The organism is Pseudomonas sp. FG36 (assembly GCF_057809275.1).
Map to the genome: position 1 here is coordinate 108,208 of NZ_JBMDJQ010000014.1, position 20,327 is coordinate 128,534.

General features: G+C 64.8%; 23 protein-coding genes and 1 tRNA gene. 20 read left to right on the forward strand and 4 right to left on the reverse strand.

What is annotated here, in order from left to right; genetic code table 11:
• Positions 1-34: 34 nt before the first annotated feature.
• The 7 genes from ACODS9_RS13440 (at position 35) to ACODS9_RS13470 (ending at position 5,491) form a co-directional block, all read left to right on the forward strand.
• Positions 35-1,159 (forward strand): protein-glutamate methylesterase/protein-glutamine glutaminase, encoded by a 1,125-nt coding sequence (locus tag ACODS9_RS13440; protein WP_367858272.1) that lies wholly within the window; start codon positions 35-37, stop codon positions 1,157-1,159.
• Positions 1,159-1,899 (forward strand): flagellar motor protein, encoded by a 741-nt coding sequence (locus ACODS9_RS13445; RefSeq protein WP_023631606.1) that lies wholly within the window; start codon positions 1,159-1,161, stop codon positions 1,897-1,899. The genes ACODS9_RS13440 and ACODS9_RS13445 overlap by 1 nt, the downstream gene beginning before the upstream one ends.
• 3 nt (positions 1,900-1,902) lie before the next feature.
• Positions 1,903-2,760, forward strand: a complete 858-nt coding sequence (gene motD / locus ACODS9_RS13450) for a flagellar motor protein MotD (RefSeq protein ID WP_367858273.1) — start codon at positions 1,903-1,905, stop codon at positions 2,758-2,760.
• 78 nt (positions 2,761-2,838) lie between these two features.
• A complete protein-coding gene (locus ACODS9_RS13455) occupies positions 2,839-3,627 on the forward strand; it encodes a ParA family protein (protein WP_046854695.1) in 789 nt (262 codons plus the stop codon).
• On the forward strand, positions 3,627-4,547 hold the full coding sequence (locus ACODS9_RS13460; protein ID WP_401106073.1) for a CheW domain-containing protein: 921 nt from the start codon (positions 3,627-3,629) through the stop codon (positions 4,545-4,547). The genes ACODS9_RS13455 and ACODS9_RS13460 overlap by 1 nt, the downstream gene beginning before the upstream one ends.
• A 67-nt stretch (positions 4,548-4,614) precedes the next feature.
• The gene (locus ACODS9_RS13465; protein ID WP_023630607.1) at positions 4,615-5,094 is read left to right on the forward strand and encodes a chemotaxis protein CheW; all 480 of its coding nucleotides are present in this window, start codon (positions 4,615-4,617) and stop codon (positions 5,092-5,094) included.
• Position 5,095: 1 nt separating this feature from the next.
• Entirely contained in the window at positions 5,096-5,491 is a 396-nt protein-coding gene (locus ACODS9_RS13470) for a DUF2802 domain-containing protein (RefSeq protein WP_023630608.1), read from the forward strand.
• Positions 5,492-5,623: 132 nt separating this feature from the next.
• Here ACODS9_RS13470 and ACODS9_RS13475 read toward each other — a convergent pair whose 3' ends face one another.
• The 3 genes from ACODS9_RS13475 to fliK all read right to left on the reverse strand — a co-directional run bounded on the left by ACODS9_RS13475 (position 5,624) and on the right by fliK (position 10,351).
• The gene (locus ACODS9_RS13475; protein WP_489094032.1) at positions 5,624-8,374 is read right to left on the reverse strand and encodes a dermonecrotic toxin domain-containing protein; all 2,751 of its coding nucleotides are present in this window, start codon (positions 8,372-8,374) and stop codon (positions 5,624-5,626) included.
• A gap of 70 nt (positions 8,375-8,444) precedes the next feature.
• Complete coding sequence (locus tag ACODS9_RS13480) at positions 8,445-8,786, reverse strand: EscU/YscU/HrcU family type III secretion system export apparatus switch protein (protein ID WP_110704118.1); 342 nt, start codon at positions 8,784-8,786, stop codon at positions 8,445-8,447.
• Positions 8,783-10,351, reverse strand: a complete 1,569-nt coding sequence (fliK, locus tag ACODS9_RS13485) for a flagellar hook-length control protein FliK (protein ID WP_489094033.1) — start codon at positions 10,349-10,351, stop codon at positions 8,783-8,785. The genes ACODS9_RS13480 and fliK overlap by 4 nt, the downstream gene beginning before the upstream one ends.
• Before the next feature lie 133 nt (positions 10,352-10,484).
• Here fliK and ccmA point away from each other — a divergent pair, with 133 nt between their 5' ends.
• From ccmA to ACODS9_RS13550, 13 genes are all read left to right on the forward strand, one after another.
• On the forward strand, positions 10,485-11,117 hold the full coding sequence (gene ccmA / locus ACODS9_RS13490; protein ID WP_401106067.1) for a cytochrome c biogenesis heme-transporting ATPase CcmA: 633 nt from the start codon (positions 10,485-10,487) through the stop codon (positions 11,115-11,117).
• On the forward strand, positions 11,114-11,782 hold the full coding sequence (gene ccmB / locus ACODS9_RS13495) for a heme exporter protein CcmB (RefSeq protein WP_031315999.1): 669 nt from the start codon (positions 11,114-11,116) through the stop codon (positions 11,780-11,782). The genes ccmA and ccmB overlap by 4 nt, the downstream gene beginning before the upstream one ends.
• 46 nt (positions 11,783-11,828) lie before the next feature.
• Positions 11,829-12,596: a heme ABC transporter permease gene (locus ACODS9_RS13500; RefSeq protein ID WP_489094034.1), complete on the forward strand. Its 768-nt coding sequence runs from the start codon at positions 11,829-11,831 to the stop codon at positions 12,594-12,596.
• Positions 12,593-12,769: a heme exporter protein CcmD gene (gene ccmD / locus ACODS9_RS13505; RefSeq protein ID WP_166892709.1), complete on the forward strand. Its 177-nt coding sequence runs from the start codon at positions 12,593-12,595 to the stop codon at positions 12,767-12,769. The genes ACODS9_RS13500 and ccmD overlap by 4 nt, the downstream gene beginning before the upstream one ends.
• On the forward strand, positions 12,766-13,221 hold the full coding sequence (ccmE, locus tag ACODS9_RS13510) for a cytochrome c maturation protein CcmE (RefSeq protein WP_023632021.1): 456 nt from the start codon (positions 12,766-12,768) through the stop codon (positions 13,219-13,221). The genes ccmD and ccmE overlap by 4 nt, the downstream gene beginning before the upstream one ends.
• 11 nt (positions 13,222-13,232) lie before the next feature.
• Positions 13,233-15,206 carry a heme lyase CcmF/NrfE family subunit gene (locus ACODS9_RS13515; protein ID WP_489094044.1) on the forward strand — a complete coding sequence of 658 codons (1,974 nt, stop codon included), beginning with the start codon at positions 13,233-13,235 and terminating at the stop codon, positions 15,204-15,206.
• Complete coding sequence (locus tag ACODS9_RS13520) at positions 15,203-15,739, forward strand: DsbE family thiol:disulfide interchange protein (RefSeq protein WP_489094035.1); 537 nt, start codon at positions 15,203-15,205, stop codon at positions 15,737-15,739. Before ACODS9_RS13515 ends, ACODS9_RS13520 begins: the two co-directional genes overlap by 4 nt.
• Positions 15,736-16,212 carry a cytochrome c-type biogenesis protein gene (locus ACODS9_RS13525; protein ID WP_414538311.1) on the forward strand — a complete coding sequence of 159 codons (477 nt, stop codon included), beginning with the start codon at positions 15,736-15,738 and terminating at the stop codon, positions 16,210-16,212. Before ACODS9_RS13520 ends, ACODS9_RS13525 begins: the two co-directional genes overlap by 4 nt.
• The gene (gene ccmI / locus ACODS9_RS13530) at positions 16,205-17,392 is read left to right on the forward strand and encodes a c-type cytochrome biogenesis protein CcmI (protein ID WP_489094036.1); all 1,188 of its coding nucleotides are present in this window, start codon (positions 16,205-16,207) and stop codon (positions 17,390-17,392) included. Before ACODS9_RS13525 ends, ccmI begins: the two co-directional genes overlap by 8 nt.
• A gap of 13 nt (positions 17,393-17,405) precedes the next feature.
• Positions 17,406-17,831, forward strand: a complete 426-nt coding sequence (locus ACODS9_RS13535; RefSeq protein WP_038706546.1) for a hypothetical protein — start codon at positions 17,406-17,408, stop codon at positions 17,829-17,831.
• A gap of 53 nt (positions 17,832-17,884) precedes the next feature.
• On the forward strand, positions 17,885-18,823 hold the full coding sequence (locus tag ACODS9_RS13540; RefSeq protein ID WP_489094037.1) for a 2-hydroxyacid dehydrogenase: 939 nt from the start codon (positions 17,885-17,887) through the stop codon (positions 18,821-18,823).
• 49 nt (positions 18,824-18,872) lie between these two features.
• Positions 18,873-19,661: a PhzF family phenazine biosynthesis protein gene (locus ACODS9_RS13545; RefSeq protein WP_111532663.1), complete on the forward strand. Its 789-nt coding sequence runs from the start codon at positions 18,873-18,875 to the stop codon at positions 19,659-19,661.
• A 109-nt stretch (positions 19,662-19,770) separates the two neighbouring features.
• Positions 19,771-20,187: a cupin domain-containing protein gene (locus ACODS9_RS13550; RefSeq protein WP_489094038.1), complete on the forward strand. Its 417-nt coding sequence runs from the start codon at positions 19,771-19,773 to the stop codon at positions 20,185-20,187.
• Between the two features lie 54 nt (positions 20,188-20,241).
• Here the strand turns inward: ACODS9_RS13550 and ACODS9_RS13555 are convergent.
• Positions 20,242-20,317, reverse strand: a tRNA-Asn gene (locus ACODS9_RS13555).
• Positions 20,318-20,327 lie beyond the last annotated feature (10 nt).

The following is a 20,327-nucleotide window of genomic DNA, read 5'->3' on the forward strand; positions in this document are numbered from 1 at the left end:
CGCCCAGGCGGGTGCGCCGCCTAACGGAGTGTTTATGGCAGTCAAGGTCCTGGTGGTGGATGATTCCGGTTTCTTCCGCCGCCGTGTCTCGGAAATTCTCGCGTCCGACCCGACGATCCAGGTCGTGGGTACCGCGACCAACGGCAAGGAAGCGATCGACCAGGCGCTGGCGCTCAAGCCCGATGTCATCACCATGGACTATGAAATGCCCATGATGGACGGCATCACCGCAGTGCGTCACATCATGCAGCGCTGCCCGACGCCGGTATTGATGTTCTCCTCGCTGACCCACGAAGGCGCCCGCGTCACCCTCGACGCCCTGGATGCCGGTGCGGTCGACTACCTGCCGAAGAATTTCGAAGACATCTCGCGTAACCCGGAGAAGGTCAAGCAGATGCTGTGCGAGAAGGTCCACACCATCTCGCGCAGCAACCGCCGTTTCAGTGCCTATTCCAGCCCGGCACCGGCCGCAGCGCCGGCACCGGCCAGCAGCCATGCCCCAGCCAGCAGCTTCGCCGGTACCGCGCCTGCGCGCACTGCCGCCCCGGCCCGCGCCGCGGCACCGGCTGCCACGCATTCGCCGGCACCCAAGCGCAAACCATACAAGCTGGTTGCCATCGGCACCTCCACGGGCGGTCCGGTGGCGCTGCAGCGGGTGCTGACCCAACTGCCCGCCGGTTTCCCGGCGCCGATCGTGCTCATCCAGCACATGCCGGCGGCTTTCACCAAGGCCTTCGCCGAGCGCCTGGACAAACTGTGCAAGATCAGTGTCAAGGAGGCCGAGGACGGTGACGTACTGCGCCCGGGCCTGGCCCTGTTGGCCCCGGGTGGCAAGCAGATGATGGTCGACGGCCGTGGCACGGTGAAGATCCTGCCGGGCGACGAACGCCTGAACTACAAGCCCTGCGTGGACATCACCTTCGGCTCCGCCGCCAAGTCCTACGGCGACAAGGTGCTCTCGGTGGTCCTCACCGGCATGGGCGCCGATGGCCGCGAAGGCGCGCGCCTGCTCAAGCAGGGTGGCAGCACCGTGTGGGCGCAGGATGAAGCCAGCTGCGTGATCTATGGCATGCCCATGGCCATCGTCAAGGCCAACCTCGCCGACGCCGTCTACAGCCTGGACGAGATCGGCAAGCACCTGGTCGAGGCGTGCGTCTGATGGATGTGTTGAGCCTGATCGGCCTGATCCTCGCCTTTGTCGCCATCGTCGGCGGCAACTTCATGGAGGGCGGCCACGTCGGTGCGTTGATCAACGGCCCGGCGGCGCTGATCGTGCTGGGCGGTACCCTGGCGGCGGCATTGCTGCAGTCGCCGCTGTCGTCGTTCAAGCGTGCCCTGCAGATCATTCGCTGGATTTTCTTCCCGCCACGGGTGGACCTGGCCGGCGGCATCGACCGGGTGGTGAACTGGAGCCTGACGGCGCGCAAGGAAGGCCTGCTGGGCCTGGAAGGCGTGGCCGATGCCGAGCCCGATCCCTATGCGCGCAAAGGCCTGCAGTTGCTGGTCGACGGCGCCGAGCCGGAAGCCATCCGCAGCATCCTCGAAGTCGACTTTTTGACCCAGGAGTCCCGTGACATCCAGGCCGCCAAGGTGTTCGAGAGCATGGGCGGCTACGCGCCGACCATCGGTATCATCGGCGCGGTAATGGGCCTGATCCATGTGATGGGCAACCTCGCCGATCCGTCGCAACTGGGCAACGGCATCGCCGTGGCCTTCGTCGCCACCATCTATGGCGTGGCCAGTGCCAACCTGATTCTGCTGCCGGTCGCCAACAAGCTCAAGGCCATCACCCTGCGCCAGTCGCGTTACCGCGAGATGCTGCTCGAAGGCCTGCTGTCGATCGCCGAAGGCGAGAACCCACGCTCGATCGAGCTGAAGCTGCAAGGCTTCATGGAGTAAGCCATGGCCCGCCGTCGCAAGATCGAAGAGCACGAGAACCACGAACGCTGGCTGGTCTCGTATGCTGACTTCATTACCCTGCTGTTCGCCTTCTTCGTGGTCATGTACTCGATTTCGTCGATTAACGAAGGCAAGTACAAGCAGATTTCCCAGGCACTGATCGGGGTGTTCAACGACCCCGAGCGCAGCATGAAGCCGATCCCGATCGGCGACGAGCGACCGCTGAGCGTCAAACCGGCCGAGCCGTTGATCAAGGACAGCGAGCAGACCGACGCGGGCCTGGCACAGACCAGCGTCGACCCGCTCAAGACCATCACCGACGATGTGCGTGACGCCTTCGGCGACCTGATCAAGTCCAACCAGATGACCGTGCGCGGTAATGAACTGTGGGTGGAGATCGAGCTCAACTCCTCGCTGTTGTTCGCCAGCGCCGATGCCATGCCCAGTGATGTCGCCTTCGAGATCATCGAGAAGGTGGCGAAGATCCTCAGGCCGTTCGCCAACCCGGTGCACGTCGAGGGTTTCACCGACAACCTGCCGATCCGCACCGCCCAGTACCCTACAAACTGGGAGCTGTCGTCGGCGCGGGCCGCGAGCATCGTCCGCTTGCTGGCCATGGAAGGGGTCAACCCGGCGCGCATGGCATCGGTGGGGTACGGCGAGTACCAGCCGGTGGCAAGCAACGATAATGCCGACGGCCGTGCGCGCAACCGCCGGGTGGTACTGGTGATTTCGCGCAATCTGGAGGTGCGTCGCAGCCTGACCGGCAGCGGCAGCGCCAACGCCACCCCGGATGCGGCGATGCGCCGGGCTGGCACACAAAGTGCACCAGCCTCGCCAGCACCGAGGACCGGGGGCTGATTTCGTCAAATCCCCGTCACTGAACTTCACACCGTTCCCGGCAGGGCAGGCGGCCATACCGGGAGGAAGCAACGCACGATGAGAGTCTGGGCAGTAGCCAATCAAAAAGGTGGCGTCGGCAAGACCACCACCACCATCGCCTTGGCCGGCCTGCTGGCCGAGGCGGGCAAGCGCGTGGTCGTGGTCGACCTCGACCCGCACGGCTCGATGACCAGTTATTTCGGGCACAACCCCGATGCGCTGGAGCACAGCTGCTACGACCTGTTCCTGCACAAAGGCACGGTGCCCGAGGGGCTGCCAGGCCAGCTGCTGCTACCCACCAGTGACGAGCGTATCTCGCTGCTGCCGTCGAGCACCGCGTTGGCGGTGCTCGAGCGTCAGTCGCCGGGCCAGAGTGGCCTGGGCCTGGTGATCGCCAAGAGTCTGGCGCAGCTGTGGCAGGATTTCGACTTCGCCCTGATCGACAGCCCACCCTTGCTGGGCGTGCTGATGGTCAACGCCCTGGCCGCCAGTCAGCAGTTGGTGATCCCGGTGCAGACCGAGTTTCTCGCGGTCAAGGGCCTGGAGCGCATGGTTGGCACGCTGGGCATGATCAACCGTTCGCGCAAGCAGGCGTTGCCGTACCAGATCGTGCCGACCCTGTTCGACCGCCGCACGCAAGCTTCGCTGGGTACCTTGAAAGTGCTGCGCGACACCTATGGCGATCAGGTCTGGCAAGGCTACATCCCGGTGGATACGCGCCTGCGCGATGCCAGCCGCAACGGCGTCACGCCCTCGCAGTTCGATGGCAAGAGCCGTGGCGTGGTGGCCTACCGGGCGCTGCTCAAGCATCTGCTCACCTACCGCTCCGCGCTGCAGGTGGCCTGATGAACCAGGCACCGCACATCACCAGCAAGCCACAGATGGCCTTGCAGTCCTACCTTGATGGTTTGCTGCAGGAAGCCACCGAGCCGTTCGAGTTGCCGCCCGAGCGGGATCTGCCTGTCGCGCCGCCCGTGGAGCAGGCTCCCGGCGATGAGTTCGAGGCGGCGGTCCGCGAGGAGCAGGCCCGCGATGCTCAGCGCCAGGTCATGCCAGCCGCGCCTGCGTCCCGGCCCTTCGCCGAACCGCAGGCCAAGGTCCTGCCAACCGTGCTGCCGCCCGCCACGCCTGTCATGGAGCCGGTGGTAGCAGTGGTCGAGCGCGAGGTGGTGGCTGAAGCCAGCATCCCGCTGTTGACCGAAGCCCCGGCCATCGAGCCGGCGACGCCACTGGTGGAGCTGCACGTGCCGGCGGCGCCTGCCGCGCCAACACCTCCGGCGACGGTCGATGGGCGCCCTGAATGGGCCGCCGAACCATTCGAATGCCTGCTGTTCGATGTCGCCGGGCTGACCCTGGCGGTACCGCTGGTGTGCCTGGGCTCGATCTATACCCTGGCCGGCCAGGAGCTGACGCCGCTGTTCGGCCAGCCGGACTGGTTCCTCGGCATCCTCACCTGCCAGGCGGGCAACCTCAAGGTGCTGGATACTGCCCGCTGGGTCATGCCTGACCGCTACCGGGACGACTTCCGCCAGGGCCTGCAATACGTCATTTCGGTCCAGGGCTACGAATGGGGGCTGGCCGTGCACCAGGTCAGCCGCTCGCTGCGCCTGGACCCGAACGAGATCAAATGGCGCAGCCAGCGTGGCCAACGCCCATGGTTGGCCGGCACGGTGATTGAACACATGTGCGCGCTGCTCGATGTCGCCGAACTGGCCGAGCTGATTGCCAGTGGCGCGGTCAAGCAGATGAACACCAAACACAACTGAATCAACGCCGCTACTGCCGCGGCAATACAGAGCACACCGCCAATGGCGGATTTTGAGGGCTAGGGGAATGAAAAAGTCGTCTGCACAAGGTTCCGAAGATCCGATCCTGCAGTGGGTAACCTTCCGTCTGGACAACGAGTCCTACGGCATCAATGTCATGCAGGTGCAGGAAGTCCTGCGCTACACCGAGATCGCCCCGGTACCGGGCGCCCCCAGCTATGTGCTGGGCATCATCAACCTGCGCGGCAACGTGGTGACGGTGATCGACACCCGCCAGCGCTTCGGCCTGATGTCGAGCGAAGTCACCGACAACACCCGTATCGTCATCATCGAGGCGGACAAGCAGGTGGTCGGCATCCTCGTCGACAGCGTCGCTGAAGTGGTGTACCTGCGCCAGTCGGAGATCGAGACCGCGCCGAACGTCGGCAACGAAGAGTCGGCCAAGTTCATCCAGGGCGTGTGCAACAAGAACGGCGAGCTGCTTATCCTGGTCGAACTGGACAAGATGATGACCGAGGAAGAGTGGTCCGAGCTGGAGAACATCTGAGTTGATCTTCGAGGTTGCTGTCATCTTCCTGGCGCTGCTGTGGGCGCTGAGCCTGTGGTTCTTCCTCAACTACAGCAAGCGCCAGCGCGAGCTGGCCGCCCAGCAGGCCCAGGGCGATGCGCTGCGTGACCAGCGCATCAAGGACCTCGCCAAACGCCTGGACGACTACCAGAATGGCACCGTGCGCATGGGCGAAGCGATACATGAACTGCGCGCGGTAGTGGCGCCGCTGCCCGAGAAGCTCCAGCAACTCGAGCAGCGCGACCCTAATAGCGTCACTTTCGCCCAGGCCGCCAAGCTGGTGGGGATGGGCGCCAGTGTCGAGGAGTTGACCCAGACCTGTGGGTTGACCCAGGCCGAGGCGCAGTTGATGAGCAAGCTGCACCGCGGCGAGTGATGAACAGGGCGACGCAAGTCGCCTTGTTTTTTCTTGGGTTTTGTCCCAATCACGATGATTGGCGATATCCAGTTCGCGGTAAAAGACCACTCAGCGACTGTGCGAGGTAGTTCCCTGCACCTTGCTACTGACTTATTTGCTCCATGAGTGATTGCCGCCGACCTTGGCGAAGCGATTCAGCGGCAGCAGCGTGCGCACGGCGTCCTTGCCACGCTGCAGGTCGAGGTATTGGTAGGCGTTGATCCGTGGCATGGCGTACAGATTGACGATCTGGCGCAAGGTGCGCAGCGCCGGCAGGTGGCGGTCGACCACATCGCTGAGCAAGGCTGGGCCGGTCATGCGGCTGAGGCGGTTGGCATAGCGATAGAAGTTGGCCGGGTCATCGGCCAGGCTGGGCTTGCTGTCGTAGAAGTCCGGATTGGTCTGGAAGCGGGCATGCATTTCTTCGGAAATGGCCTCGAGGGTGGGGTTGCCGGCGTGGCTGCCGATCAGGCTGGTGTTGTAAAGGCAGTTCATGCCCATCTTTTCGTTGGACATCGGCGGCGCCAGCAGCAGGCCATCGGGCGTAGTGCTCAGTTCAACCTGGTCGATGGCTTCGCTGGGGCTGTCCGCCGCTTGCCCATCGATAACCTGCGGATGTTCCCCTTGGCTCAGCAGGGTATCGTCCACATCCATGTACAAGCCCCCTTCGTGGTGCAGCATAGGGTAGCGCAACACGTCGGATGCCGAGGCGTAGTTGCTGGCGACACCGCCATTGCCATCCAGCGCTGCATCATATTGGGCGTAGTACTTGCTCTGCCGAAATACTCTGAAGAAGGCTTGCTCTTCCAGCGGCAGAACCTGCAGCCCTGGTGCCTGCGCAGCGAGCAGCCACTGGTTTTCGGCATAGACGTCGGGGTTGGCGCGCGAAAGGAACAGGCGCAGAGAATAGTCACTGTCCTTGAGCCGTGCGGCATTCTTGCCCAGGTTGGTCAGCAGTTCAGGGTTGATGACCTTGTCGCCTACCCAGAGGCAATTGACCGTCTTGGGGATGGGGTAGCTGTCAGTGGCTTGCATCGGTATTTCTACCGGTAACGGAAGGTTGACCCCCAGCGCACGCAGGCTTCGGGTGCGCATGGCGTTGGTGATTAGGCGGGTGGTGGGCGCCGGCACCAGGTCCCTTCTTCCGGCCTGGGCTATGTAACCGACGGGGTCTATCTCGTTGAGGTCCTCTTCACGAATGAATACATCGCGCTCCACGTCATAAACGACGTGATCGTTGTAGTCAGCGATGCTCACCCTGAGGTGGTCGGGATCGCCGTTGTAGAGCGGCACTCGAACAACGGAATCGGCGATGGCCTGGTCGCCATCCGGTAGGGGGAGGATCGACTCGGGCGTGTGGAAATAGCGCGCACCCTCAGGTTCCGGAAAGCGAGGTGGAGTGATCGGGCTCAGTGGGTAACCGAACTGTTCGTTCAGGCGCGTAGGCGAGACGAAACCCTCGCTTTTGAACTCGAACAGCGCCTTGGCTCCACGGGCGCCAGCGATTGCCAATGGCACGGCATTGAACAGGCCCCAGGTGATGTTCCCGACACCGGCTTCCTTCTCTTGCAGTGTCCGACCGTTGATCGCCTGGTCGAGCCCCAGGCCCAGCTGTACGACGCCGCCCAGGGCCAGCAGGGGAGCAAGGCCCGGCACCACGAGACAAAACGGTGCCAGCAGGTTGAGCGTGGCGCTCAGGTAGCCGATCCAGCGGGCTTTGCTGACTTGGCTGTCGCGGGTGATGAGAAAGTCGGCATCGTCATAACTGCGTTGGCGCTGACGCTCGGCCAGTGCCTGGAACAGGTCGCCTTCAAGCCTTGGGTTGTATTCGTCGGGCCGATAGTCGACATAGGTCCGTGGCGGCCAGGTACCGTCATCATTGAAGTAGCCGTGTTCAGGGGGCAACGGGTGGGGGGCCGGATAGTCGGCCAGGCCGTCGAGGGCGGTTTCCAGGCCGCTGAAGTCGACGCCTTGCGGGCGGTCGGCCAGTCGGAAGTACTGTTTCAAGGCGTGACGCTTTGCCGGATCCTGGCACTGGCGGCCAACCCAGTCCTTCATAAGTGCCTTGCTGTTGAACTCCAGCAATGGCGAGCTGTTACCGGGCATGTAGAGTACGGTCAGGTCGCTGGCAGGGTCGTTCAGATACAACAGGTCGGTAGCGGCGTAGCCGTAGATGTTCAGCGTACTCCTGTGCAGCTGCCTGGCGCAGGGCATCAACCCGGCGGCTTGCCAGATGAGCTTCCTGGCCGGCTCGCTGAGGCTGTCTTCGCCAACCTGCTTGTTACAGGCGGCTATGAAGTTGAGCTTGCAGGCAAGTCTGTGGTCTTGCAGATGTTCGTTCCAGTAGCGGTCCAGCTGGGCCTTGAAGGGTGTATGGAAGTCCAGGTCTTCTATGAACCTTTGGAACGCTTCTGCGGCTATCGGCAGATGAGTCGTGGTGTCATAGCGCTGTGGCGTGGTACGGCGGAACAAACCGTTGAACACCTCGAAGGCGGCACCGTTGTGATTGAAGCCGGGGGCTGGCAGTGTTTCCACCAGGCGTAGCGGACGATCAGGCATGGTGCCGGCCCAGGGGTTGCGAAACAGACTGCCGAACAGGTTGTTGTTGGATTCACCTTGCCAGTTGCTCAGTACCGCCTGGGGCAAACTCATGCGCTGGGTAACCGCGCCAAGGTAGCGACTCGGTCCATCAGGGCGGTAATGCAGGGTGACGACGTCGATCTGCTCAGCGGCCAGGTCATGGCCCTGTTGTGCCAGCCATTGCTGGATTGCTCGGCTGGCTTCCACATCAGGGCGCGGTACGTGGCTCAGGTGGTCGACGACGTACTGAACGCCGGCGGCGTTGATGCGGCTTGTAGACATGTTGTTCACCTTGCTCATTTGTGGGAATGGCAAGGCTGAATGGCTTTTGCAAGCTAGGCGCGGTAGCTAATTACCCGTTGCCGCCCGGTGGCAGTAGCGCGGCTACCGGTGTGACGTCCCGTGGTGCGCTGGGCTCATCGCTGAACCCCGCTGGTACCTTGCCACGTAGCTGCCAGGCAAAGGCGATGATTTCGGCGATGGTCAGGTACAGCGCCTCGGGTATCTGTTCGCCCAATTCCAGGCGCGCCAGCAGGCGCACCAGCTCGGCGTTCTCGTAGATCGGCACTTCGTGCTCGCGGGCCAGGGCGAGGATGGCTTCGGCCAGTTCGTCGTCTCCCTTGGCGCTCAGGGTTGGAGCCTGCTGGCCATCGTAGCTCAGGGCAATGGCCTGGCGCGGTTGCTTGCTGCTCATGCGTTCTCGTCCACCCAGCGTTGTTCCAGGCGCGTGCGCGGGCCTTGGGGCGGCGTGCCGGGGTGGCATTCCAGATCGCCGACGTCGAGGCCGCGGGCCACCAGGCGTTCGCGCAAGGCACCCAGCTGGCTGTCGATCAGGCGCGCGGTTTGTTCCTGCTGTGCCCACAGCTGGCCGGACAGTCGGCCCTGGGCCAGTTGCGCCTGGACCTGCAGAGGGCCGAGCGGCGACAGGTCGAAAGCCAGCTCGATGCGCCACAAAGCTTTCATCGGATCATCCTGTTCGCGTTCTCGGTCGGCCTGTTGTTCAGGGGTTTCTTCGCGTTGCAGCTTCACTTGCAGGGGAATGAATTCCTGGCCATGGCGAACCGGGATCTCGGTCTGCCAGGTAGTCTGCTGGTTACCGTTGTCGAGTGTGCCGCTCTGCTGCAGGCTGGACAGCGAATGGCTCTGCAGCCGGGAGATCGCCGCGGCGGCCAGGCGCAGCAGCTGCTGCAGGTCGCCTTCGCTTTCCAGCTTCTGCAGCAGCCGCGAGGGCAGGGGGAAAGCGCTCGGCAGCGGTCGTGGGCTGACCTGGCCGAGCATGCCCAGGGCGCTGCGCGCCAGGCCTGGCAGGGCCTGGGCGAGGGTGCCGGTGGCCAGCGCGGTGGCCAGCGGTGGATGGCCGGGCACGCTGGGCAGCGCCTGGGCCACCAGCTTGACCAGTTGTGCCTTGAGGTCGGGCGCGATGCCGCTGGCCAGCCCGCCCAGCAGCTTGGATTCGAAGAACGTGCCGCTGTTGTTCAGTGCCTGGGCCAGGTTCTTCGCATCGCCGAGTTGCCGCGCTTCCGGCAGGCTGGCGAGCAGACGCTCGGCACTGGCGCGCAGCTCCGGGGCTGCATCGGGGCTGCTGGCGATCTGCTGCAGGCTGTTGAGCACGCCCGGCAAGGAGGCCTGCAGGCTTTGCTGGGTCGACAGGTGCTGGGTAACGGCCAACTGGTCCTGACGGCCGCTCAGGGGCACGAAGCGCAGCGCCTGTTCGCCCTGCACCAGCGCGCTGAGCAGGCTGCCCACGGGAAGCCTGCGCGGGCTGTCGATGGCCAGGGTGGCACCGGCCTGGCTGCTGTTGAGCAGGCTCACCAGCGAGCGGAAGGTGACGGCTGAGCCAGGGCTTTGCGGCAGTGCCTGGCTGGTCAGCACCTTGGCCTGCAGCAGGGTGCCGACCGGGAGCTGCCGGGTATCCAGTTGAGTCAAGGTGGCGATGTTGCCGGCACTGGCCTGCTGCACCATCACCGCCAGGCGGCTGCTCTCGGGCTGGGTGACGGTGATCAAACTGCCGGGGGGCATCGGCTGGCTGGCGGTGGTCAATACCTGGATCTGGTTGCCATTGACCTGGGTCAGCCGCAGCAGCATCTGGAATTCCTGGCCGATCTGGCGCAGGGTGACGACCTCGGCTTCGGCGCTTTCTCCAGGCGGCAGCAGACCGGGCTGGGCCTGCAGCAGGCGCAGCAGTTCGCCGGACATCGCGGCCCTTGTCGCTTGGGCGCTTACCGCGGTTTGTATGCTGAGACTATTGATTTCAGTCATGATTGTATACAACCTGTCGAACCAGCCCTCTTGGCAGCGCCGTGGCGCGTGCAATAATGCCGCTCGCTCGCCATTGCCAGTATAACGGCAGGGGTTGGAGCGACTTGAGACACAGACTGCATAAGGCGATACCGTGACCCTTCACCTCCAAGCCGCGGGCCTGGCCTGCGAGCGCGACTGGCGGCTGCTGTTCGAGCACCTGCACTTCGAGCTGCACCCCGGCGACATGCTGCAGATCGCCGGCCCCAACGGTAGCGGCAAGACCAGCTTGCTGCGCCTGCTGGCCGGGCTCATGCAGCCCACTGCCGGGCAGATCCTGCTGGGAGGCGAGCCGTTGGCCGAACAACGCCATGCCCTGGCCAGCATCCTGCTGTGGATTGGCCATGCCGCCGGGATCAAGGACCTGCTCACCGCCGAAGAAAACCTTGCCTGGCTCTGCGCGTTGCACCGCCCAGCCAACCGCGAGGCGATCTGGAAGGCGCTGGAGGCCGTCGGCCTGCGCGGTTTCGAGGACGTGCCCTGTCATACCTTGTCTGCCGGCCAGCAGCGCCGCGTGGCCCTGGCCCGGCTGTACCTGGACAGCCCGCCGCTGTGGATCCTCGACGAACCATTCACTGCCCTCGACAAGCAGGGCGTGGCGCAACTGGAAGCGCACCTTGCAGCACACTGCGAGCAGGGTGGTACCGTGGTGCTGACCACCCACCATTCGCTCGAACGCAAGCCATCCGGCTATCGCGAGCTGAACCTGGGGCAATGGGCGGCATGAGCGTATTCCTTCTGCTGTTACGTCGCGAGGCGCGGCTGTTGTTCCGCCGCCCGGCGGAGCTGGCCAACCCGCTGGTGTTCTTCGCCATTGTCGTCGCCCTGTTTCCGCTGGCGGTGGGGCCAGAGACGCAATTGTTGCAAACCTTGTCGCCAGGACTGGTCTGGGTCGCGGCCTTGCTGGCGGTATTGTTGTCGCTGGACGGGTTGTTCCGCAGTGATTTCGAGGACGGCTCGCTCGAGCAGTGGGTGCTTTCGCCGCATCCGCTGGCCATGCTGGTGCTGGCCAAGGTGCTGGCGCACTGGATCTTTTCCGGGTTGGCGCTGGTATTGTTGGCACCATTGCTGGCACTGATGCTGGGCCTGCCACCCAGTTGCCTGCCGGTGCTGCTCGCTTCCTTGCTGCTGGGTACGCCGGTGTTGAGCCTGCTGGGTGCGGTAGGGGCGGCGCTGACGGTCGGTCTCAAGCGCGGCGGCCTGCTGCTGGCATTGCTGATTCTGCCGTTGTATATCCCTGTATTGATCCTGGGCAGTGGTGCGTTGCAGGCGGCGTTGCAGAATATGCCCGCCACTGGCCATCTGCTCTGGCTCGCCAGCCTGACGGCGCTGGCGGTGACACTGGCACCCTTTGCGATCGCGGCCGGGCTGAAGATCAGCGTCGGCGAATAACGAGTGCCGGGCATTGCAGCCCGGCCAACACCCTGGATGTACCCTGATGAAAATAAGCTGGACGTGGTTCCACAAGCTGGGCTCCCCAAAATGGTTCTATGCCATCAGCGGCCGCATGCTGCCGTGGCTGACCGTTTGCGCCATCGTGCTGTTGCTGGTCGGCATCACCTGGGGCCTGGCCTTCGCCCCCCAGGACTACCAGCAGGGCAACAGCTTCCGCATCATCTATATCCATGTGCCGACCGCCATGCTGGCGCAGTCGTGCTATGTGATGCTCGCCGTGGCAGGCGTGGTGGGGCTGGTGTGGAAGATGAAACTGGCCGATGTCGCGCTGCAGTGCGCGGCGCCCATCGGTGCCTGGATGACCGCCGTGGCGCTGGTCACCGGGGCGATCTGGGGCAAGCCCACCTGGGGCAGTTGGTGGGTCTGGGATGCGCGCCTGACCTCCATGCTTATCCTGCTGTTCCTGTACTTCGGCATCATTGCCCTGGGCCAGGCCATCAGCAACCGCGACAGCGCGGCCAAGGCCTGCGCGGTGCTGGCGATAGTCGGCGTGATCAACATCCCGATCATCAAGTACTCGGTGGAGTGGTGGAACACCCTGCACCAGGGCGCCACCTTCACCCTCACCGAAAAGCCGGCAATGCCGGTGGAAATGTGGGCGCCGCTGCTGATCACCGCGTTGGGCTTCTATTGTTTCTTCGGCGCTGTGCTGCTGCTGCGCATGCGTCTGGAAGTGCTCAAGCGCGAGGCGCGGGCCAGTTGGGTCAAGGATGAGGTATTGAGCCAGCTTGGCCGGGGGGCGGCACGATGAGCTTTACCTCCTTCAGTGATTTCCTCGCCATGGGCCACCATGGCTTGTACGTCTGGTCGGCCTACGGCATCTGCCTGGCAGTGCTGGCGCTGAATGTCGCCGCGCCCCTGCTGGCCCGCCGTCGCTACCTGCAAGAAGAGGCGCGTCGTCTGCGCCGGGAGAACAAACCGTGAATCCGCAGCGCAAGAAACGCCTGTTCATCATCCTCGGCCTGCTGGCCGGTGTCGGCGTCGCCGTGGGCTTTGCCCTGAGCGCGCTGCAGCAGAACATCAACCTGTTCTACACCCCGACGCAGATCGCCAACGGCGAGGCGCCCCTGGACACCCGCATCCGCGCCGGCGGCATGGTCGAGAAAGGCTCGGTGCAGCGCTCGGCCGATTCGCTCGACGTGCGCTTCGTGGTCACTGACTACAGCAAGTCGGTACCGATCACCTACCGCGGCATCCTCCCCGACCTGTTCCGCGAAGGGCAGGGCATCGTCGCCCTCGGCAAGCTCAATGCCGACGGCGTGGTGGTGGCCGATGAGGTACTGGCCAAGCACGACGAGAAATACATGCCGCCGGAAGTCACCAAGGCCCTGAAGGAAAGCGGCCAGGCCGCCAGCGATGCAGGGGCCAAGCCATGAACGCGGCCCTGGTGATCCCCGAACTGGGCCAGTTGGCGATGATCCTGGCCATCTGCTTCGCCGCCGTGCAGGCCAGCGTGCCGCTGCTCGGCGCCTGGCGCGGCGACAGCCTGTGGATGGGCCTGGCGCGGCCGGCGGCCTGGGGGCAGTTCGCCTTCCTGGCCTTCGCCTTTGCCTGTCTCACCCACGCCTTCATGACCGACAACTTCTCGGTCGCCTATGTGGCCAGCAACTCCAACAGCGCCTTGCCCTGGTACTACAAGTTCAGTGCGGTGTGGGGCGCCCATGAAGGCTCGCTGCTGCTGTGGGCGTTGATCCTCGGCGGCTGGACCTTCGCTGTGTCGATCTTCTCGCGCCAGTTGCCCCAGGTGATGCTGGCCCGGGTACTGGCGGTCATGGGCATGATCAGCGTGGGTTTCCTGAGTTTCCTGATCATCACTTCCAATCCGTTCCAGCGCCTGCTGCCGCAGGTGCCGGGCGACGGTCGCGACCTCAACCCGCTGCTGCAGGACTTCGGCCTGATCGTCCACCCACCGATGCTGTACATGGGCTATGTGGGCTTCTCGGTGGCGTTCGCCTTCGCCATCGCCGCCTTGCTCGGCGGGCGCCTGGACGCGGCCTGGGCGCGCTGGTCGCGGCCCTGGACCATCGTCGCCTGGGCCTTCCTCGGTGTCGGCATCACCCTCGGCTCGTGGTGGGCCTACTACGAACTGGGCTGGGGCGGCTGGTGGTTCTGGGACCCGGTCGAAAACGCCTCGTTCATGCCCTGGCTGGTGGGCACGGCGCTGATCCACTCGCTGGCGGTCACCGAAAAGCGCGGAGTGTTCAAGAGCTGGACCGTGCTGCTGGCCATCGCCGCGTTCTCCTTGAGCCTGCTGGGTACATTCCTGGTGCGTTCCGGTGTGCTGACCTCGGTGCACGCGTTCGCCGCCGACCCTTCGCGCGGCATCTTCATCCTGTTCTTCCTGCTGTTCGTGGTCGGCGGCTCGCTGACCCTGTTCGCCCTGCGCGCCCCGGTGGTCAAGAGCCAGGTGGGCTTTGCCCTGTGGTCCCGTGAAACCCTGCTGCTGGCCAACAACCTGGTGCTGGTGGTGGCGGCGTCGATGATCCTGCTCGGTACGCTGTACCCGCTGGTGCTCGATGCCCTGACCGGGGCCAAGCTGTCGGTCGGCCCGCCGTACTTCGACGCCTTGTTCCTGCCGCTGATGGCGCTGCTGATGGTGGTGCTGGGTATCGGTGTGGTGGTGCGCTGGAAGGACACCCCCGGCAAGTGGCTGGCCGGCATGCTGACCCCGGTGCTGATCGGTAGCGCGGTGCTGGCGCCGGTCGCGGGGTTGATCGTAGATGACTTCGACTGGCCGGCCCTCAGCGTGTTCGCCCTGGCCGCCTGGGTGGTGCTTGCTGGCGTGCGCGACATCCTCGACAAGACCCGTCACAAGGGCCTGGTCAAAGGCCTGGGTGGGCTTAACCGCAGCTATTGGGGCATGCACCTGGCGCACCTGGGGTTGGTGGTCTGCGCCCTGGGCGTGGTGCTGTCGAGCAACAACAGCGCCGAGCGCGATCTGCGCATGGCGCCGGGCGAGAGCGTCGAGCTGGGCGGTTACCACTTCCTGTTCGAGGGCGCCAAGCACTTCGAAGGCCCGAACTTCATCTCTGACAAGGGCACTATTCGCGTTTCGCGCAATGGCCGCGAAGTGTCCGTGCTGCACCCGGAAAAACGCCTGTACACCGTGCAGCAGTCGATGATGACCGAGGCCGGCATCGATGCCGGTTTCACCCGCGACCTGTATGTCGCCTTGGGCGAGCCGCTGGAAAACGGCGCCTGGGCGGTGCGGGTGCATATCAAACCCTATGTCCGCTGGATCTGGCTGGGCGGTCTGCTGACCGGCCTGGGCGGCTTGCTGGCGGCCTTCGACCGGCGCTACCGCGTCAAGGTCAAGACCCGGGTGCGTGAGGCCCTGGGCGTGTCTGGAGCAACTGCATGAAGCGTTGGATCATGGTGGTGCCACTGGCGGTGTTCCTGCTGGTGGCGGTCTTTCTCTACAAGGGGTTGTTTCTCAAGCCCGACGAACTGCCTTCGGCAATGATCGGCAAGCCATTCCCGGCGTTCTCCCTGGCGTCGGTGCAGGATGACCGCACCCTGACCCAGGCCGACCTGCTTGGGCACCCGGCGCTGGTCAACGTGTGGGGCACCTGGTGCCCCTCCTGCAAGGTCGAACACCCCTACCTGAACCAGCTGGCCGAGCAGGGCGTGGTGATCCACGGGGTCAACTACAAGGACGACAATGCCGCCGCGCTGAAGTGGCTGGCCGAGTTCCATAACCCTTACCAGCTGAACATCGCCGACCAGCAAGGCACGCTGGGCCTGGACCTGGGCGTGTATGGCGCGCCGGAAACCTTCCTGATCGACGCCAAGGGCATCATCCGCTACAAGCATGTCGGTGTGGTCGATGCCACGGTGTGGCGCGAGCAGCTGGCGCCGCTGTACCAGGGCCTGGTCGACGAGGCCAGGCCATGAGGCGCTGGCTTACCGCTGCCGTGCTCGGCCTGAGCCTGGCCGGGGTGGCCAAGGCCGCCATCGACACCTACCAGTTCCGCGACGAAGCCGAGCGCGAGCGCTACCAGCAACTGACCAAGGAACTGCGCTGCCCCAAGTGCCAGAACCAGGACATCGCTGATTCCAACGCACCGATCGCCGCCGACCTGCGCCGCGAGATCTTCCGCATGCTGGGTGAAGGCAAGAACAACCAGCAGATCGTCGATTTCATGGTCGATCGCTACGGCGACTTCGTGCGCTACAAACCGGCGCTCAGCGGGCGCACCTGGCTGCTCTGGTTCGGCCCGGGGATTCTCCTGGCCGGTGGTTTCGTGGTGTTGGCGGTGATCGTCCGTCGCCGCCGCGGGCAGGCTGTGGCCGGCAACACCGAACTGTCCGCCGACGAACGCGAGCGTCTGGCCAAACTGCTGGATAAAGAACGTACCCATGACTGAATTCTGGCTTAGCGCGGGCCTGCTGCTGCTCGCCGCCCTGGCTTTCCTGCTGCTGCCGATCCTGCGTGGCCACCGCCGCCAGCAGGCCGAACAAGACCGTACCGCCCTCAATGTGGCGCTCTACGAGGAGCGCGTCGCCGAACTGTCCGCCCAGCAGGCGGCCGGGGTGCTCGACGACCGGCAATTGGCCACGGGTCGTGACGAAGCCGCCCGCGAGCTGCTGGCCGACACCGAACGCGACGATGCGGCGCGCCAGGGCCGCCTGGGCAAGGCCATCCCGCTGCTGGCGGCGGTGCTGGTGCCGGTGATGGCCCTGGGGCTCTACCTGCACTTCGGCGCAGCCGACAAGGTCGAGTTGACCCAGGAGTTCGCCAGCGCGCCGCAGTCGATGAGCGAAATGACCACACGCCTGGAGCGCGCGGTGCAGGCCCAGCCGGATTCGGCCGAGGGCCTGTACTTCCTTGGCCGGGCATACATGGCCGAGCAGCGGCCGGCTGATGCGGCCAAGGCCTTCGAGCGTGCCGTGGCCCTTGCCGGGCGCCAACCCGAGCTGCTCGGGCAATGGGCCCAGGCGCTGTACTTCGCCGCCGACAAACAATGGTCGGCGCAACTGCAGGCGCTCACCGATGAAGCGCTGAAAGCCGATCCACGAGAAGTCACCAGCCTTGGCCTGCGTGGCATCGCTGCGTTCGAGGGCGAACGCTTCCAGGAAGCCATCGACTTCTGGCAGCGCCTGTTGGCGCAACTGCCGGAGGGCGATGCCTCCCGTGCCGCGCTGCAGGGTGGCATCGATCGTGCCGCCGACAAGCTCAAGGCCGGCGGCGGCAAGGTCGCCGAGGCCGCGCGCCTGAAAGTGCGGGTCGAGCTGGGCGCGGCGCTCAAGGACAAGGTGCGCCCGGATGACACCGTGTTCATCTTCGCCCGTGCCAGCAATGGCCCGCCCATGCCGCTGGCGGCCAAGCGGGTGACGGTGGCGCAGTTGCCGATCGAAGTGGAGCTGTCGGATGCCGACGCGATGATGCCGCAGATGAAACTGTCGGACTTCACCGAAGTCCAACTGGTTGCCCGAGTCTCGCGCGCCGGCGTGCCGACCCGTGGCGAGTGGAAGGGCCAGAGTGCGCCACTGGCCACCACCACCCAGGCCACCCAGCACCTGACCATCGACAGCCCCGATTCGTAAGAGAGCAACCGTCATGAACAGCACCGTCCGCCTGACCCTGATCACCCTGGCCCTGGGTCTTTCCGCGTGTACGGTGCACCAGCCGGGCGAGCGTGAACCGCTGCCGCCGATCGAGACCACGCCGCCACCGCACCAGGGGCCGGTGGTCAAGCCACTGCCAGGTGGCCAGCCCGGTACCCAGCCGAGCAAGCCGGCGGCGATTCCCAAGCCCATGCCACGCACTTCTGCCAGCTTCGCGCCGCCGCCTGGTGGTGCCAGCCATTGGGATCCGAAGCTGGGGGTCTATGTGCTGGAGAAGCAACCCAACACCTTCTACCGCCAGCGCACCTATTATCGCTGGAACAATGGCTGGAGCTGGTCGCTCAGCCCTAGCGGGCCTTGGCAGGAAACCGACAGCAGTGGCGTTCCGGGCGGCCTGGGCAGGGCGTTCGCGCAGTAGCGATTGTCTGGCGGGCTGGCATAATCCCCCTTCGCATACAACCGGAGGGTGGCATGAGCAAGACAGTCCTGGTGCTGGTGGAAACCGTCGATGACTACCTGCCGCTATTGGAGCAGGCCGGCTACCGGCTGATTCGCGCACCGTCGCCGCAGATGCGCGCCGAGGCGATCGCCCGCCATGCCGGCGAGATCGACGCCGTGCTCACCCGCGGTCCGCTGGGCCTCACGGCCGACGAAATTGCCACGTTGACCCAACTCCAGATCATCTGCGTGATCGGCGCCGGCTACGAGCAGGTCGATCTCGAGGCCGCCGCAGCGCGCGGTATTACCGTTACCAATGGCGCTGGGGCAAACGCCGGCCCCGTCGCCGACCACGCCATGGCGCTGCTGCTGGCGCTGTTGCGCGATATCCCGCGTGCCGATGCCAGTACCCGGCGCGGCGAATGGAACCGGGTGATCAGCCCCTCGGTCAGCGGCAAGCGCCTGGGCATCATCGGCCTGGGCGCGGTCGGCCAGGCCATCGCCCGCCGTGCGAGCCAGGGCTTCGACATGAATGTCAGCTACCACAGCCGCACACCCCACTGTGACCAAACGTATACCTGGTACGACAGCCCGTTGCACCTGGCCGAAGCCGTGGACATCCTGGTGGTCGCCACGCCCGGCGGCGCTGCTACCCGGCATCTGGTCGATGCCCCGGTGCTGGCCGCCCTGGGCGCCGAGGGCTACCTGGTGAATATCGCCCGCGCCAGCGTCGTGGATACCACGGCATTGGTCGAGGCATTGGAGCAGGGCGTGATCGCGGGGGCCGCGCTGGATGTGTTCGATGATGAACCGGCAGTGCCCGCTGCGCTGAAGGCGCTGGGCAACACGGTGCTGACCCCGCATGTGGCCGGGCAGTCGCCGGAAGCCGCGCGCGACACCGTGACCCTGGTGCTGCGCAACCTGCAGGCGTTCTTTGCCAGCGAGCCGGTGCTGACCCCGGTTCGCGGTTGAATCCTTTTCGAGTCCGCCCGGCCCTGCGCCGGGCTTGAGGAGCCTTTGCATGCAACTAGAGATCTTCCAGGTCGATGCCTTTTCGTCCACGCCTTTCGGCGGCAACCCTGCGGCAGTGATTCCCCTGCAGCAGTGGCTCGCCGACGACGTTCTGCAGCGCATCGCCGAAGAGAACAACCTGTCCGAAACGGCTTACTTCGTGCGAAATGGCGAAGCGTTCGACCTGCGCTGGTTCACCCCGGCGGTGGAAGTCGACCTGTGTGGGCATGCGACATTGGCCGCGGCCTGGGTGCTGTTCGAGCAACTGGGGGAGCAGGCCGAGGTGCTGCGCTTCAATACCCGCAGCGGGGAGTTGCGGGTGAGCCGCAATGCCGATGGTCTGCTGGCGATGGATTTCCCGGCCAAGCAGCCGGTTGCCGTCGAGATCGCGCCGGGGTTGCTCGAGGCGTTGGGGTTGAGCGAGGCCCGGGCGTTGTACCGGACGGACGATTATGTGTTGGTGATCGACGATGCTTCGCTGATCGAAGGGCTCAAGCCGGATTTCGTGGCGTTGTCGTCATTCGATGTGCGGGGGATTGCAGTGACGGCGGCGGGGCGTGGGTTCGATTTCGTCACGCGTTGGTTCGGGCCCAGGGTGGGCGTCAATGAAGATCCGGTGACCGGGTCGGCCCACACTTCCCTGGCGCCTTATTGGGCCGAGCGGCTGGGCAAAAACAGCTTGCGCTGCGAACAGGGTGGGGCGCGCAAGGGGCAGTTGCAGTGTGATGTCCCGGGCAATGGGCGAGTGATCATCAGTGGGCGAGGGGCGCTGTATCTGCGGGGTGTGATTTTTATTTGAGTGCCGCTGGCGGGCGGCCAATCGGCCTCCCGCTTTTTCCGCGAATTGGCCGTTTGCCCTTGGTGACGCCGGGCTTAACCTGCAGGCAGATCCCTACAGGAGAAACCCCATGCGATCTGTCCATTTCCCTGCGGCCCTGCTGACGCTCGGCCTGCTCGCCCCACTGTCGCTGGCCTGGGCCCATGGCGAAAAGCCTGATCAGGTCAGGATCCTCCAGGAGCAGCTCCCCAGCAATTCCCCTGGCAACAAAGCCGTGATGCTCACGGTGAGCTATGCCCCTGGCGAGGCATCGCCCGGCCACTGGCATCCGGGTGCGGTCATGGCCTATGTGCTGGAAGGCGCGGTGACATCCAAGCTCAATGACGAACCGGAGAACACCTACAAGGCTGGCGAATTCTGGTACGAGGCCCCAGGGACGGTGCACAGCGTCTCACGCAATGCCAGTAAAAGCGCGCCAGCCAAGCTGCTTGTATGGAGCCTGGTGGAGGAGGGCAAGCCGGTGACCGAGCCGTTGCCCAAGCGCTGAATCGCAGGCAATAAAAAACCTCCAGTGCTTGCGCATCTGGAGGTTTTCAGTGTTTGGCTCCGCGACCTGGACTCGAACCAGGGACCCAATGATTAACAGTCATTTGCTCTACCGACTGAGCTATCGCGGAATCTGCGCGT